We start from the raw sequence: 15,169 nt of genomic DNA, 5'->3' as shown, positions 1-15,169 counted from the left end.
TCGGTCCCGGGAACGAACCGGCGGAACGTGTCCCCTGTCCCCAATCCCGCCCGCGCGGTTGCGGGCTCCTCATCCGCCCGGCGGACGCCTGCCGGACTTCTGACCTCGCATCCCTCTTGTCATCTTTGGGTATGCGAGTAACGGTGGTAATGGCCCACGTCACATCCGGGGCGGGGCAGCGACGTCACCCCGTGGGGAGTGGTGAGCATGGCGGACAGATCCGGTTCGGCGGCCGACGGGAGGGGCCCCAGGGCAAGCCGACCACAGAACATCCGCAACGTAGTACTGGTCGGTCCTTCCGGTTCCGGAAAGACCACCCTGGTGGAAGCGCTCCTCGTGGAGTCGGGGGTGCTCAATCGGGCCGGGCGGGTCGAGGAGGGCACGACCGTCAGCGACCACGACGAGGCGGAGGCCCGGCAGCAACGCTCGGTCAACCTCGACGTCGCGCCCGTCTGGGTGGGTGATGTCAAGGTCAACCTCCTGGACACCCCCGGCTACGTTGACTTCGTGGGCGAACTGCGCGCCGGACTGCGCGCCGCCGATGCAGCCCTGTTCGTGGTCTCGGCGACCGACGGTATCGACGGGCGCACTCGACTGCTGTGGGAGGAATGCGCCGTGTTGGGCATGCCCCGGGCGGTGGCGGTTACGAAGATCGACCACCACCGTGCGGACTTCGCCGGGGTGGTCGAGCAGTGTCGGGAGGTGTTCGGCCCCGGCGTGGTCCCGGCTTACGTACCGGTGATGACCGGGGAGGGGGACGAACGGTCGGTCGGTGGTCTCCTCGGTCTGCTCTCCCAGCGCTACCACGACTACTCCTCCGGTCCCCGGGTCGAGGGAGAACCACCGGAGGAGCTGGTGGCCCGGAACGAAGAGCTGCGCACAGAACTGATCGAGGGCGTTATCCAGGAGAGCGAGGACGAGACGCTCATGGATCGCTACATGGCCGGTGAGGACCTGGACCGGGCGATGCTGGTCGCCGACCTGGAGGCGGCGGTGGCACGGGGCGGTTTCCACCCGGTCCTGGCGCTGTCGGCACTGAGCGGGGTCGGGGTCGCAGAACTGCGCGCAGAACTGCCGCTGGCCTGCCCGTCCCCCGCAGAACGGCCACTGCCCCCGTTTACCCGGGCGGACGGTCGGCCTGCCCCTGCCCTGTCCTGCGACCCCGACGGCCGCTTGCTGGCAGAGGTGGTCAAGACGGTCACCGATCCCTATGTCGGCCGGGTGAGTCTGGTCCGGGTGTTCTCCGGCACCCTTCGTCCCGACACCGTCGTGCACGTGTGCGGGCACGGGTCGGCCGCCCGGGGGCGCCAGGACCACGAGGCGGACGAGCGGGTGGGGCCGCTGACCGTCCCCACCGGCCGGCGCACCGATCCGGTCGGCGCGGTCGTCGCGGGGGACGTGTGTGCGGTCGCCAAGCTGACGCGGGCGGAGACCGGCGACACCCTCTCGGAGAAGGACGCTCCCCTGTGCATGACGCCCTGGGCTTTTCCCGATCCGCTGCTGCCCACCGCGGTGCATGCCGTCCACGATGCCGACGAGGAGCGGCTCGTCCAGGCGCTTTCCCGGCTGACCTCCGAGGACTCGACGCTGCGCGTGGAGGTCAATCCCGAGACCCATCAGATGGTGCTGTGGTGCATGGGTGAGGCCCATCTCGACCTCACCCTGGACCGCTTCAGCAACCGTTACGGGGTCGCCGTGGAGACGGACGCGGTCCGCGTTCCCTTGAGGGAGACCTTCTCTGTCGAGTCCCGCGGACTGGGACGCAACGTCAAACAGAGCGGCGGACACGGCGAGTACGGCATCTGCCGGATCAAGGTGGAGCCGTTGCCGTCGGGAGCCGGAGTGGAGTTCGTGGACGAAATCGTCGGCGGAGTGGTTCCCCGTCAGTACGTCCCCTCGGTGGAGAAGGGTGTACGTGCGCAGATGGAGCTGGGCGTGCTATCGGGGTATCCGATGGTGGATGTGCGGGTGACGCTCTACGACGGGAAGGCCCACTCGGTGGACTCCTCCGACATGGCGTTCCAGAAGGCAGGGCGCCTGGCGCTCAAGGACGCCGCCGAGAGCACCCGGGTGTGCGTCCTGGAACCGGTGGATCTGGTGTCGGTACTGGTGGCCGACGATTGCATGGGAGCGGTGATGAGCGACTTGTCCGCACGCCGCGGGCGAGTGGTCGGCAGCGAACCGGCACCCGGGGGACGCATCCTGATCAAGGCCGAGGTCCCGCAGTTGGAAATCGCACGGTACGCCGTGGACCTGCGCTCCCTGTCCCATGGGACGGGCGCCTTCAGCCGTGACTACCTGCGGCACGAGCCGCTGCCTACGCAGCTTGCGCACCGGTATGCCGAGGCCGCCGAGGGTGAGGGGATTGCTGCCGGACGGCGATAAGCGTCACCGAATTCGCCCCGTAAAGACACGGGCGGATCTACCATGCGCACATGTCGATCGATACCCTCCGTTTGGACCGAATCGAAGCTGCTTCCCGGATCATCAACCCTATTTTTCGAAATACTCCACAGATCTGCGACGAAACATTGTCCAGGCGGGTGGGGAGAGAAACGATTCTCAAGCTTGAGACTCTCAATCCGATCCGCTCCTTCAAAGGCCGTGGCGCTGACTTTTTGCTGCGCGACACCAAGGAAACCCGCGCCATCGTCTGTGCGTCCGCTGGGAACTTCGGTCAGGGCCTGGCCTACGTGGCCCGCGAACGCGGACTGTCGGTCCGGGTGTTCGCCGCGAAGACCGCCAGTCCCACCAAGATCGCCCGGATGCGCGAGTTGGGAGCCCGCGTCGTGGTCGAGGGTGCGGACTTCGACAGCGCGAAAGAAGCAGCCCGCGCCTACGCCGAGGGGCGCGAGGAGTGCGTGTTCGTCGAAGACGGCCGGGAACCCCGGATCGCCGAGGGCGCAGGGACGATCGGGCTGGAACTGGCACCGCTGCGATTGGACGCGGTTCTGGTGCCGGTCGGCAACGGGGCGCTCATCTCGGGAATCGGGCGCTGGCTCAAGTCGCGCTCGCCCCAGACCCGGGTGATCGGGGTGGTCCCGGCGGGTGCACCGGTAATGGCGCACAGTTGGCGTTCAGGGGCGCCTTTGTCCACCGAGACCGTCCGCACGAGCGCGGACGGCATTGCCGTACGGGTCGCGGTGGCCGAGGCGGTGAATTGGATGGGCCAGGTGGTGGACGACATGCTGGTCGTCAACGAGAAGGCGATCCTCGACGCGCTGCGGCTGCTGCGCGACTGCCTGGGGCTGATCGTGGAGCCTTCCGCGGCGGTGGGAATCGCCGCCCTGGCCGACCGGAGCATCCCCGGAGGCCGGGTGGCGACCGTACTGACCGGCAACAACTTCGACCCCGAATTGGTTGGGTCCCTGTAACGGCCCGGGCGCCGGGCCGTGGGGGCCGGCGCCCGAAGTCGGACGTCAGAAGACCCGGCCCGGCTGGGTTCGGTCCTTGAGCGCGGCGAACCGCCAGGTGTTGATCGGATGGGTGGACAGGAAGTTCACCAGCATCACGAAGAACCCCTGGTCAACCTCGGCCTGCGCGACGATCTCGTCGAAGTCAACCTCCCGGTACAGGTACTTTCCGGCAGCGAGCACGCGCAGGCCCTCCATCCCCTCCGGACAGAACTGGTAGGCGTGGTTGTCGGCGGTGTACTCCTGCGCACGCCCCAGGGAACTGCCTATGCCCGGGATGATGTTGGCGATGGAGATGCCCAACTGCCGCCAGAAGGAGCTGTGCCCGGCAGCGATGTGGCCGACCTCGTGGCCGATGATGAAACGCAGCCCGTCGGGGTCGCGGAGCCGTCCGCCGATCTCGAACAGATCGCTGTTGAGGGCGACGTAGCGCCGGAACCCGTGGCCGGAGGCGAAAGCGTTGATCTGGCCGTTGCCCAGCACGACGTAGGCATCGGGCACTCTCGGCAGGTCGAACGCCCGGGCGGCGTCCACGACCATCCGGTGCGCTTCGGGGAACTGGCGCTCGGTGATGCGCACCCCGTTGACCCGTTGTCTGGCATAGAGCTGACCCCGCACGAAGAAGACGAGGGCGGGGATCCCGAGGATGATGAGTGGCTGCCCCGTGTCACCCTCGATCGCCCGGTTGGCCGCGCCGACCAGGGTGAGCGCAGTGACCGCCACACAGATCCAGAGCAGCAGATTCTCCTGCGGATGCCGCAGGGCCCGCCGTCTCAGGCGATCTCCCCATAGCCACACTGTCATGAGGCCGTTCTGTTGTGCGGGATGCTCCCGCGGCCGGTTCGCCAGGTCGGGTCAGGGGATCGGTCGTACCGGGATCAGATCCGGTAGTCGTCGGGATCGGTGCCGGGAAGGGGTGGCGGTGCCTGAATCGGGGATCCGGAAGGGGGCGGCGCGTAGTAGGCGGGACCCGACGGAGGGCGGAACGAATCCGAGGGTCCGGTCTGCGTGCCCTGGGTCGGTCCGCGCATGGGCGGGGGCGGATCGTCGAAGAAATCCTCCGGTCCCGCGCTCTGGGTGGACTCGCCCTCGTCCTCGTCGTCGCCGAGCAGGGCGTCCATGTCTGCGTTCTGAGTGGATTCGACCGGATTCTCATCGTCCCAGTCGTCGGCCCCGGGCGCAGCAGCCTCCGTCTCCGACCACGCCGTGGGGACGAAGGCGTGCGGGTCGTCGGAGTCGTCTTCCGTCGTGGGTGCGGCCAAGTAGGACAGCGCGCCCAGCGTCAGCGCGGCAAGGCCGGCGCGCAGTGTGGGCTCGCGGTCAGGGGCGAAGCGCGCGGAGTGGCTGCCCGGCACACCGGTGATCTTGTCGAAGGGGGTGGTGCCCGGCGCCGCCGCCCAGACCTCGTGGGGGGTGGCCCCCACGAACCAGAAGACGTAGGGGATGGGGTTGGGATCGTCGGGCAGCCCGAACCGGCCGAAGTCCTCGGTCGCGGTGAAGGGCTCCGGCATGTCCACCACGTAGGCGTCGCCGAAGTAGGCGCGGTGCGCGGCGGAAAGCGCCCGGGTGTGCCCGGGGTCGTTGCGGGTGACGCCGCCGGAGTGGGTGAGGGTGATCTCGGGGTCGCGGGGCGCGTTGGCCGCCCTGGCCTCCCCCGTGATGACGCGCTCGATGGAGGCGCGCAATTGCTCGGCGACCTTGTTGTTGAGAGCGCGGGTGTCGATCTCCAGGTAGGCCTCGTCGGGGATGACGTTGGCCTTGCTCCCTGCCCGTAGCACCCCGACGGTGATGACGGCCATCTCGCTGGGGTTGATCTCTCGCGCGACGATGGCCTGCAGCCGGGTGACGATGGTCGCGGCGATGACGACCGGATCGATGGTGGTGTGCGGCTGGGACCCGTGACCGCCCTGTCCGAAGATCCGCACCCGGTAGGTGGCCGACGAGGCCAGGATGACGCCCGCGCGGTGCACGATCATGCCGGCCGGCTGGGGGCCGACGTGCTGCCCCAGCGCGATGTCGGGTCGGCCGAAGCGCTCGTAGAGCCCGTCCTGGAGCATTCCCTCGGCCCCGTCGAGCGTCTCCTCGCCGGGCTGGGCGACGATCATGAGGGTGCCGCGCCAGTTGTCGCGGGAGCTGGCGAGCAGGTCGGCGGTACCGACCAGGCAGGCGGTATGGGCGTCGTGTCCACAGGCGTGCATGATCGGCACGTCCTGACCGTCGGCGTCCACCCCTCGTGCGGTGCTGGCGTAGGGCAGATCGGTCTGTTCCTCGATGGGCAGGGCGTCCATGTCCCCGCGCAACAGCACCGTGGGGCCGTCGCCGTTGCGCAGCACCCCCACCACGCCGGTTCCGCCGATGTTGGTCTCGACCTCGAAACCGGCTCGGGACAGCCACTCGGCGACCGCGCGGGCGGTGCGGTTCTCCTGGTGCGACAGTTCAGGGTTGCGGTGCAGGTCCACGTAGAACCCCTCAACGAGGGGGAAGATCTCGTTGACGAGCCGCATGACCTCGCCGCCGTGTTCGGCGACACGCTGGGGATCGACCGCCTGGGGCACTGCCGCCACCGCCTTCATGACATCGTTTTCCGACAGGGACCGCGACGGCGGCCATGAATACAGCCCGAGGACCAGCCACCCCGGCGATTGTCTCGCCTGCGGGCACAGATCTCAATCACGGCGACCGGCAAGTGAGCCTACTCCTGCGGTCTCCCGTGACTCACAACCGCACATGACACGGGCAAAACTCACTTTCTACCATCGGACAACGTTTGAGACGTGTCCGAGGGGTACCCTCTAGATCCTAATCCCAGCAGATTCCCAGGTTCACCTTGGCCAAATCACAGCACGTTCCTCTAAGTGACCGTGCGACAACAGCCCCGGAGATCTCGTGGCCCCGACCCCCATCGCCGCCAAGCCCGACCCCGTTTCCGCCGCACCACCGCCCAGCGGTCAAGGACGCGACTCGCTTCTGGACAACGCGAAGTTCCTCCTGATCGTTCTCGTGGTGATCGGACACTCGATCGGCCCATTGCGGGGCTCTCTCGGCGCGGACACGCTCTACCTGTGGATCTACGTCTTCCACATGCCGGCCTTCATCCTGATCAGCGGCTACCTGTCGAGGTCCTTCGACGCCTCTCCCCGGCGGGTGGAGAAGCTGGTCCTGGCGCTGGCCGTGCCCTATCTGATCTTCTGGGTCATCCACGTGGGACTGGCCGAGTTGATGGACCGCGGTTCCCCCGACTCCCCCTTGACCCCCACCTGGACCCTGTGGTTCCTGGTGGCCCTGTTCATCTGGCGACTGAGCGTTCCGGTGTGGAACCAGTTGCGCTGGCCGGTCGCGGTGGCCGTGGCGATCTCGCTGGCAACGGCCTTCGTGAACGTCGGCTCGGCGCTGGGAATCGGCAGGGTCCTGTCCATGCTGCCGTTCTTCGTGATCGGCCTCGTGTTGCGTCGGGAACACTTCGACCTGCTCAAGCCGATCTGGGTGCGGATCGTGGGGTGGCTGGTCCTCGTGGCGGCAGCGGCGGTGGCGGTCCCGGTCTCCCAGCGGCTGTCGGTGGAATCGCTGTACTGGCGCGAGAGCCTGCTCGACCGCGACATCGACCCTCTCGGCCCGGCACTGGTGCTACGCGTCGCCCTCATGATCGCTGCGCTGGTGATGACCGCGGCGTTCCTGGCGGCGGTGCCCCGTCGGCGCACGGTCTTCACCCGGCTGGGTGCCTACACGCTCTTCGTCTACCTGGGCCACGGCCTCGTCCTCCAGGTGATCAAGCACTTCGGCTGGTACTCCCTGGCCGACGGGCTCGCCGCGCTGGCCCTGAACATCGTGATGGCGGTGGCCCTGACACTGCTGCTGTGCTGGGGCCCGCTGCGGGCCGTCCTGCGCCCCGTCGTGGAACCCCGGGCGGACTGGCTCATCAAACCCGACGACCCCCCTGTGACGGCGGCGTCGGACGGGCGCAGGACCGACGAGCGCGCGACCGCTCCTGCCGGCGGTTGAGCACAGCGCCGCCGAGGTCGTTCCTCCGACCTCGGCGGCGCAGCCCTCAGTAGGTGCGAATCTTCTTCTCGAACCGGCGGGTCTCCGCCCACAACCGGGCGACCAGTGCCGCTTCGAACACCAGCAGTGCCGCACAGGAGAGCACCACGACCGCGACGATGAGGCTGTCCAGCGGCGTGAACAGGGAGACGACCGCTGTGAGCGGTGCAACGACGCAGACGAACATCTCGAACTCGATGCCGCTGAACAGGTGCATACGGACCCGGTGGCGTCTCAGCGCGGCGCTCATGCGCGCGAGCCTGCCCTTGGACTGTGCCGGCTGGGCCGCGCTGTCGCCCTCGTCGCCCTCGTCGCCCTCGTCGCCCTCGTCGCCCTCGTCGCCCGCCATCGGCGCGGCCTCGATGGCCTCGGGGTCGGTGTCCTGCACCGTGACGGTACCGGTCGCCTCGGCCTCGGCGAGGCGGGTGCGCATGGTTGCCCGGGTCTTGCCCATCTGGGGGCCGTTGAGGTAGCGCAACAGGTTGACGAAGGTCGCGACCGGGGCCAGCAGCAGGTAGACGATCTCACCGGTGTGCAGCCACTGGCCGATCATGAGCGCGAGCATGCATCCGAAGAACCGGATCCGGTCGAAGACGAAGTCCACCCACGCACCGAACACCGTGCCGGTGCCCTTCAGACGGGCGATCTTGCCGTCCATGCAGTCCAGTACGAAACTGAGGTGGAAGAGCAGGGCCCCGGCCACCAGCCACGGCCAGGTGGCCATGGCGAAGCAGATCGCCGAGCCCAGGCCGAACAGTCCTGCTCCGACCGTGAGCTGGTTGGGGGTGAGGGACGTGCGGTTGGCCGTCGCAACCACCAGCCGACCGGCCAAGGGGTTGACCAGGAAGACCGTCCACCAGGCATCGCGTTGCTTGTAGGTCCGCTCCCGGACGTCATCGAGCGTGAAGCGCGTCATCAATCTCTCCTGCGAGGGCCCCGGCGCGGAAACCGCCGCACGTGCGACGCGCGCGGGGGAAGGCGTGGGTGGGCTCCGGACGCGACCGGGCCGGTGCCACACGTCACGGTCTGCGCGGACATAATCAAGAAGTAATGGAGGGGCGTACTCGGGGTGTGTCCAGGCCGGCGCCCGCAGTCCCCGCCCCCGGCCGCGACGACCGAGGAGCAGCGTGCGCTTTCTGAACAACCAGGTTCCGACTCAGGATCTGACCTACAGCGACGTGTTCATGGTTCCCAGGCGCTCCGCCGTGGAGTCCAGGATGCATGTCGATGTGGCATCACATGACGGTACCGGCACGACCATCCCGATCGTCGTGGCGAACATGACCGCGGTTGCCGGACGTCGGATGGCCGAGACCGTAGCACGACGCGGCGGGATCACCGTTATTCCCCAAGACATCCCCATCGATGTGGTCACCGACGTCATCGCCTGGACCAAGCAGCGAAGCCTGGTGCACGACACCCCGATCACGCTCGGCCCGGAGGGTACGGTCGGCGACGCGCTGAACCTGCTGCCCAAGCGGGCCCACAACGCTGTCATCGTCATCGACGACAAGCGTCGCCCCCTCGGCGTGGTGACCGAGGCCGACTGCACCGGGGTGGACCGCTTCACCCAACTGCGCGAGGTCATGTCCAGCGACCTCTTGACCGTGGCCGCGGGCACCGACCCCAAGGAGGCGTTCAACACTCTCCACGACTTCCGGCACCGACTCGCCCCGGTGGTGGACCCCGAAGGGGCCCTGGTCGGGGTGCTGACCCGGACCGGAGCACTGCGCGCGACCATGTACCAGCCGGCCGTGGACGCCGCCGGCCGGCTGCGGGTGGCCGCGGCGGTCGGCGTGAACGGCGACGTCGCGGGCAAGGCGGCCGAGCTGCTGGCGGCCGGCGCCGACGCGCTGGTGATCGACACCGCCCACGGGCACCAGGAGAAGATGCTCTCCGCACTGCGCACGGTGCGCGCCCTGGAGCCGGGCGTGCCGATCGTGGCGGGCAACATCGTGACCGCGCAGGGAACCCGGGACCTGATCGAGGCCGGGGCCGACATCGTCAAGGTCGGCGTGGGTCCCGGGGCCATGTGCACCACACGGATGATGACCGCCGTGGGCCGACCGCAGTTCTCTGCGGTGCTGGAGTGCGCCGAGGCCGCTCGTGAGCTGGGCCGATCGGTGTGGGCCGACGGCGGCGTGCGTCACCCTCGCGACGTGGCCCTGGCGCTGGCCGCCGGCGCCAGCAACGTGATGATCGGTTCCTGGTTCGCGGGGACCTACGAGTCTCCGGGCGACGCCCTGCGCGATGCCCAGGGGCGGCTGTACAAGGAGAGCTTCGGCATGGCCTCGGCCCGCGCGGTTCGGCTGCGCACGGCCGAGGACTCCCCCTTCGACCGTGCCCGCAAGGCGCTGTTCGAGGAGGGCATCTCCACCGGTCGGATGTATCTGGACGCCGAGCGCCCGAGCGTGGAGGACCTGATCGACGAGATCGTGGCGGGGGTGCGCAGCTCGATGACCTATGCGGGCGCGACGACCCTGGAGGAGTTCCGCGAGCGGGCGACGGTCGGGGTGCAGAGTGCGGCGGGATACAGCGAGGGACAGCCGGTTCCGACGAGCTGGTAGTCGTTCGCTTCCACCGGGCAGGGACCCCGCTGCGGCGGCGCCCCTGCCCGGGTGGGTTGCCGGGCAGCCCCGCCCCGGGGTGAGCTGTGTCCCAGTCCGCCTCGGGCCAATACCCACGGGCAGCGTGCGCGCGTTATCCGCCGCGGCCGGGCACTTGCGGCGGTCCTGCGCGCGGAGCTGGAGTCCGTCGGCGCCCATGAGGCACTGGCCCGGCTCCTGATGGCCGAGACGTGGCGGACCGGCCAGGCATGGTACGAGACCAGTCCTCCAGACCCGCGCCAAGGCCATCCGGGTGATCCCGGAGCTGCTGGAGGACCTGGTTGACGAGGGCGAACTGCCCGGTGACCTCGACGTCGCGGTCACCGGTTCGGCATTGTTCACAGTGGTGTCAACCGTCGCGCCGGACTGGCGGACCCTCACCCCCCGACCGTCCCGTGGAGGAGGTGCATTCCGCTCTGATCCGTCTCGTGGAAAAACGGTTTGGGAACGCGGGTCCCCGCCTCCGACGTACCTGTCTGAGCACTGTTCCTGCTGGAGAGCGCAGGGTTCCCCATATCCGATATATACCGCCAGATATCTTCTTTCTCCGCGATTGCACTATTTCGCGTCCGTAATGCAACCCAGAACCTCTAGCCTGCCTCTAAAGGGAGCAGAAGCAGCCGAGGGACGGGACCCGATGTCATACCAAGCAGCACCAGCACCACTGCACCGGCGGTTGGTTCCCTACGTCATCGTGGCGGTCGTCGCGATCGTGGTCATCGCGGCGGTTCGGTGGGTGTCCACCGGAGGGGAACTCCCCTCCCTGCTGGGCTGCTCGGGCGACAAGATCGAACTGACCGTGGCGGCCTCCCCCGAGAAGGCCGGGCTGATGAAGCAGTTCGCCGAGGACTACAGCGGCACGAAGGTCGAGGGCGGCTGCGCCGAGGTCTCCATCATCGACCAGTCCTCCGGCGTCACCCTGGAAGCACTGCAGAACGGCACCTGGGACGAAGCCGAGTACGGCACGCAGCCCGACGTGTGGTCCCCCGCCAGTTCAGGGTGGGTGCAGATCGCCCGGGACCGCGCCACCGCCGGTGACATGGCGGGCCTGCTCCCCCAGGACGCCCCCTCCATCGCCAATTCGCCGCTGGTGATCGCCATGCCGCGGCCCATGGCCGAGGCTCTGGGCTGGCCCGAGGAGAAGCTCGGCTGGTCGGACCTTCTGGAGCTGTCGGAGAACGACGAGGGCTGGGCTTCCTACGGACATCCGGAGTGGGGGGAGTTCCGCATGGGCAAGACCAACCCGAACTACTCCACCTCCGGTCTGAACGCCACGATCGGCTCCTACTTCGCGGCCACCGGCCTGACCTCGGACCTGACCTCCGCCGACATCGAGAACAGCGAGACCCGGGCCTTCGTCAGCGGTGTGGAACGCTCGATCGTGCACTACGGCGACATCACCCTGACATTCCTGTCGAACCTGCAGCGCGCCGACGCCGAGGGGCGCGGACTCTCCTACATCTCCGCCGTCGCGGTGGAGGAGATGTCGGTCGTGCACTACAACCAGGGCAACCCCACCGGAAACCCCGAGACCGCAGGTGAGGGAAGCGCGCCGAACGTCCCGCTGGCCGCGGTCTACCCCGACGAGGGCACCCTGATGTCGGACCACCCCTACGTGGTCCTGGACTGGATCGACGACGCCAAGCGCCCGGCCGCCGAGGGATTCCTGGAGTACCTGCTGGCGGAGAAGGCCCAGCAGGAGTTCAAGGACAACTTCTTCCGCGACGCCGAGGGCGGGACCGGCGAGGAGCTGACCCAGGACAACGGCGTACTGGCTCAGGAACCCACGCAACTGCTCACTCCCCCGTCGTCGGGTGTGCTCGGCGAGATGCTGGAGAACTGGGCCGACCTGCGTAAGCCCGCCAACGTCCTGTTGGTGATCGACACCTCCGGGTCGATGCAGGAGGCAGTCGGCGGCACCGGCAAGAACAAGCTGTCCCTGGCCCAGGAAGCGGCCACCTCCTCTCTCGACCAGTTCTCCGACACCGACCACCTGGGACTGTGGATGTTCAGCACCAATCTGGAGGACGGCGGCCAGGACTGGCGCGAACTGGTCCCGATGGGGCCGCTCGACGCCCAGATCAACGGTTCTCCTCGACGGGAGGAACTGACCGAGCAGATCTCGGGTCTGCCCCCGGGCGGCGGTACCGGCCTGTACGACACCGCGCTGGCCTCCTACGAGATGGTCACGGAGAACTTCCGCGACGACGCCATCAACGCCGTGGTGTTCCTGACCGACGGCCGCAACGAGGACCCCAACAGCATCAGCATGGACGACCTCATCGGTCAGATCAGCGTGGAGACAGGTGAGCAGGGGGTCCGGATCTTCACCATCGGCTACGGTGAGGGCGCCGACCTGGAGACGATGGAGGCGATCGCCAAGGCGACCAACGCCGCCGCCTACGACTCCTCCGATCCGGAGAGCATCGACAAGATCTTCGAAGCCGTGATCTCCAACTTCTAGCCCCGCCCGATTCGACGAGGACGACAACGGCATGCAGTCGCAGAAGTTCACCCACCCGTGGCGGCTCCTTTCCGGGGCCATCGCGGGTGGCCTCGCCTGGGCAATCGGACTACCGGTATACGCGGCGGTCGTGATCGGCGTCATCGTCTGGTTGACCGCGGTCGTCGTGTTCGGTTACCTGTTCAGCCAGCCCGGGGACATTGCTGCGGGGCAGTCCCCGCACGGACTCGCGCAGGCGGCGCCGGCCCACCCCGACGCCGCCTGCGCAACGCGTGCGCACGAGGCCGCGGTCGCGTTCGAGGAACTCGCGGCCCCCTTGTTCACGGGGCCGTTGTCGGAGACCGCACACCGCATGGTCTGGCGCGTCAACGAGATCGCCGACTCGATCGAGCACCTGGTGGAACGTTCCGCGGAGATCGCACATCGGGTCTCCTCGCTGGTCGCCCACCCCGGAGGGTACGAGCAGTCCCAGTACCTCCAAGGACGTCACGGCGAGGTCCGCCACCGGATGTACGCGGCGACCGACGATCTCGAAGCGGCGACCGGGCGCTTCCGGGCGCTCCTGAGCACCCGCCCCGACCCCGGAGCCGTGGAGCACCTCGCCGGCGAGTTGGAGAGCATCGGTTACGGGGTGGACATCGGCGAACAGATCGCCGACGGCGTTCTGGGCACAGGTGAGACCCCACCGGGCCAACCCACGCACTGACCGTCCGGTGGCCGGTCCCGTCGGGAGCGGCCACCGAAACCGTACTGTCGTCGACCACTCAACGGTGTTGCCATGGATTTGCTCTACCCGCTGCTGCCCATCGGGATCGGCCTGGCCGCAATGGCCTGGCTACTGCGCGACATCGTCGGCGCCCGGCTGCTGCGCTCGCGCGGCGAGCACACCGAGGCCCGGGTGGTGGGTTATCAGGAGACCAGCGGCACTTCGCGAATGATCGTGCGCTTTCACACCGAGTCGGGCGAAGAGGTCCTGACCACGCACGACAACACCTCGTGGGCGGCGGCCCGCTACGGTGACCTCGTCACCGTCTGCTACAACCCCGATCATCCCGAAAAGGCCAGGGTGGTGGCCGCGCCCTGGCTGAGTGCGTGGCCACGCGGCATGTTCATGGGCCTGGCGAGCGGCCTGGTGATCATCGGCGCGGCGCTGGGCTTCTTCGCCTGGACATGACGACGAATCCCTTGCGCGGCGTGTTCACGAAGAGGCGACCCGCGATCGCTCGACGGGACCGGGGCCGCTCTCGGAAGGCCGGACATAGCGCACCGATGCATCCGGCAGGCCACCGCGCACCACGACGCGGGTTGCGACCCGGGTTCCGGCGAGCAGGTCGGCGAGCCCGGCCTGGTCGCCCCGGACCAGAGCGCAGGAGCCCTGAATGGCGGCGACCACCAGTGCCCACCACGGGAGGCCCAGCACGAACAGGGTGACCACCGGGCCGTAGAGCAGTACCGCGCGCAGAAACGTTCGCCACCGCCCGGCCGGAGCGGGCGGGCCCGGCCCGACCAGGGCCAGGCGCACCGCTGCCCGGCCCGGCGGGCAACGGTCCGCACGCAACTGGGGGAGCACCAGGCCGCCCAGGACGGCGAGGGTGACGAGGACGGCAGTCGAAACGGGACCGTCCGCGGCGACCGGACCGATCGCGGTCAGAACGGCGACGAGGGTGAGCGATCCGAACAACCAGAGGCCGACGTCGAGGGCGTGTCCCAGTGCCCGACGCGCCAACCCCGGTGGCAGGAAATCGGGGATCGCGGCCGGCCAGCCACGCGGCAGCAATCGCACCGCCGGCAGTCCCAGCGCCCACCCCAGCAGCGCTCCGACCGTTCCCAGCAGAACGTCGTTGACGGCGGCCACCCGGTAGGGGCAGGGGTAGAGGCCGACGACCGCACTGAACTGGACCAGTTCCACAACTGTGGCGATTCCTGTCCCCAGGCCGGCGGCAGCCGGCGCACCGCGTCGGAAACGGTAACGGGCGAGCAGGCCCACCGACGCGAACAGGCCGATCCCGGCGACGACGCGCACGGGGTCCGAGAACGACAGGGTGGCGCCGGGCATCAGCTCGACGGCAGCGCCGCCGTCGAGGGCACACAGACCGTCGATGCTCGTGGGAAGCGGCCAGACCGCATAGGCCACCAAACCGGCTCCCACCGCGAGCACGGCCATGGTGACCTGTCCCGGCCATCCTCTGAGCCGACCGTAACGATCATGTTGACGCGCCAGAAAAAGCGCGGATCCCACCAGCGTCACGAACACGACACCGGGCACCGCGATCCCCGCAACCTCCGGCGACCCGCCGAAAAACCCTCCCATAAGTCCAAAAGGCTAACGGGAAAACCGTCCCAGCGCAGGAGATTGGCGGCATAGGCCCTGACTGGCGCACCCTCTCCTTCTTTATTCTCCAATCATCGGACGGGTGGTAACCATTCGGTAGTTCTTCGCAATCACGATTCACCGGAACAACGCAGATTCGGTCAAGCAGACCATCGACAAAAATCCAGTTGGCATGGTGTACAGACCGGACCCACTACCCAGATACCCCCATCAAGTGGTGAATGCGTCTCTTCCGGGCAAGGTACGATCCGATGGCCGGATTCCTGGGCCCGCCCCCCTGATGGATCAGTAGGGCTTTCGACCGGCACGCGCCCCG

General features: G+C 68.3%; 11 protein-coding genes. 7 read left to right on the top strand and 4 right to left on the bottom strand.

What is annotated here, in order from left to right; genetic code table 11:
- Nucleotides 1-207 precede the first annotated feature (207 nt).
- Together AC0VYP_RS03965 and AC0VYP_RS03960 are read left to right on the top strand one after the other, a co-directional pair.
- On the top strand, nucleotides 208-2,385 hold the full coding sequence (locus AC0VYP_RS03965; protein WP_475472544.1) for an elongation factor G-like protein EF-G2: 2,178 nt from the start codon (nucleotides 208-210) through the stop codon (nucleotides 2,383-2,385).
- 50 nt (nucleotides 2,386-2,435) lie between these two features.
- Nucleotides 2,436-3,374: a threonine ammonia-lyase gene (locus AC0VYP_RS03960; protein WP_475472542.1), complete on the top strand. Its 939-nt coding sequence runs from the start codon at nucleotides 2,436-2,438 to the stop codon at nucleotides 3,372-3,374.
- A 45-nt stretch (nucleotides 3,375-3,419) separates the two neighbouring features.
- Here AC0VYP_RS03960 and AC0VYP_RS03955 read toward each other — a convergent pair whose 3' ends face one another.
- Nucleotides 3,420-4,217, bottom strand: a complete 798-nt coding sequence (locus AC0VYP_RS03955) for a M48 family metallopeptidase (protein WP_285761900.1) — start codon at nucleotides 4,215-4,217, stop codon at nucleotides 3,420-3,422.
- Between the two features lie 74 nt (nucleotides 4,218-4,291).
- Nucleotides 4,292-5,986, bottom strand: coding sequence for an amidohydrolase (locus AC0VYP_RS03950; protein ID WP_475472540.1), 1,695 nt, complete (start codon nucleotides 5,984-5,986; stop codon nucleotides 4,292-4,294).
- 313 nt (nucleotides 5,987-6,299) lie between these two features.
- On the opposite strand from AC0VYP_RS03950, the gene AC0VYP_RS03945 reads away from it, so the two are divergent.
- Nucleotides 6,300-7,412 (top strand): acyltransferase family protein, encoded by a 1,113-nt coding sequence (locus AC0VYP_RS03945; RefSeq protein WP_285761898.1) that lies wholly within the window; start codon nucleotides 6,300-6,302, stop codon nucleotides 7,410-7,412.
- Between the two features lie 46 nt (nucleotides 7,413-7,458).
- Here AC0VYP_RS03945 and AC0VYP_RS03940 read toward each other — a convergent pair whose 3' ends face one another.
- Nucleotides 7,459-8,367: a CDP-alcohol phosphatidyltransferase family protein gene (locus AC0VYP_RS03940; RefSeq protein ID WP_475472538.1), complete on the bottom strand. Its 909-nt coding sequence runs from the start codon at nucleotides 8,365-8,367 to the stop codon at nucleotides 7,459-7,461.
- A gap of 211 nt (nucleotides 8,368-8,578) precedes the next feature.
- Here AC0VYP_RS03940 and AC0VYP_RS03935 point away from each other — a divergent pair, with 211 nt between their 5' ends.
- The 4 genes from AC0VYP_RS03935 (at nucleotide 8,579) to AC0VYP_RS03920 (ending at nucleotide 13,695) form a co-directional block, all read left to right on the top strand.
- Entirely contained in the window at nucleotides 8,579-10,018 is a 1,440-nt protein-coding gene (locus AC0VYP_RS03935; protein ID WP_285761896.1) for a GuaB1 family IMP dehydrogenase-related protein, read from the top strand.
- A 676-nt stretch (nucleotides 10,019-10,694) separates the two neighbouring features.
- Nucleotides 10,695-12,521, top strand: coding sequence for a substrate-binding and VWA domain-containing protein (locus tag AC0VYP_RS03930; protein ID WP_475472537.1), 1,827 nt, complete (start codon nucleotides 10,695-10,697; stop codon nucleotides 12,519-12,521).
- A gap of 31 nt (nucleotides 12,522-12,552) precedes the next feature.
- Nucleotides 12,553-13,227: a hypothetical protein gene (locus tag AC0VYP_RS03925; protein ID WP_285761893.1), complete on the top strand. Its 675-nt coding sequence runs from the start codon at nucleotides 12,553-12,555 to the stop codon at nucleotides 13,225-13,227.
- Between the two features lie 72 nt (nucleotides 13,228-13,299).
- The gene (locus AC0VYP_RS03920; protein WP_285761892.1) at nucleotides 13,300-13,695 is read left to right on the top strand and encodes a DUF3592 domain-containing protein; all 396 of its coding nucleotides are present in this window, start codon (nucleotides 13,300-13,302) and stop codon (nucleotides 13,693-13,695) included.
- 24 nt (nucleotides 13,696-13,719) lie between these two features.
- Here AC0VYP_RS03920 and AC0VYP_RS03915 read toward each other — a convergent pair whose 3' ends face one another.
- Nucleotides 13,720-14,685: a VanZ family protein gene (locus tag AC0VYP_RS03915; RefSeq protein WP_475472535.1), complete on the bottom strand. Its 966-nt coding sequence runs from the start codon at nucleotides 14,683-14,685 to the stop codon at nucleotides 13,720-13,722.
- Nucleotides 14,686-15,169: the final 484 nt, after the last annotated feature.

Source organism: Nocardiopsis sp. iso_186, from assembly GCF_056173365.1.
This window is presented reverse-complemented; position numbering and strand designations above follow the sequence as displayed.

What these genes read in the sequence shown, in the direction of transcription:
- AC0VYP_RS03965 (WP_475472544.1), top strand. Translation starts at nt 208, where the DNA reads ATGGCGGACAGATCCGGTTCGGCGGCCGACGGGAGGGGCCCCAGGGCA.
- AC0VYP_RS03960 (WP_475472542.1), top strand. Translation starts at nt 2,436, where the DNA reads ATGTCGATCGATACCCTCCGTTTGGACCGAATCGAAGCTGCTTCCCGG.
- AC0VYP_RS03955 (WP_285761900.1), bottom strand. Translation starts at nt 4,217, where the DNA reads ATGACAGTGTGGCTATGGGGAGATCGCCTGAGACGGCGGGCCCTGCGG.
- AC0VYP_RS03950 (WP_475472540.1), bottom strand. Translation starts at nt 5,986, where the DNA reads ATGAAGGCGGTGGCGGCAGTGCCCCAGGCGGTCGATCCCCAGCGTGTC.
- AC0VYP_RS03940 (WP_475472538.1), bottom strand. Translation starts at nt 8,367, where the DNA reads ATGACGCGCTTCACGCTCGATGACGTCCGGGAGCGGACCTACAAGCAA.
- AC0VYP_RS03930 (WP_475472537.1), top strand. Translation starts at nt 10,695, where the DNA reads ATGTCATACCAAGCAGCACCAGCACCACTGCACCGGCGGTTGGTTCCC.
- AC0VYP_RS03925 (WP_285761893.1), top strand. Translation starts at nt 12,553, where the DNA reads ATGCAGTCGCAGAAGTTCACCCACCCGTGGCGGCTCCTTTCCGGGGCC.
- AC0VYP_RS03920 (WP_285761892.1), top strand. Translation starts at nt 13,300, where the DNA reads ATGGATTTGCTCTACCCGCTGCTGCCCATCGGGATCGGCCTGGCCGCA.
- AC0VYP_RS03915 (WP_475472535.1), bottom strand. Translation starts at nt 14,685, where the DNA reads ATGGCCGTGCTCGCGGTGGGAGCCGGTTTGGTGGCCTATGCGGTCTGG.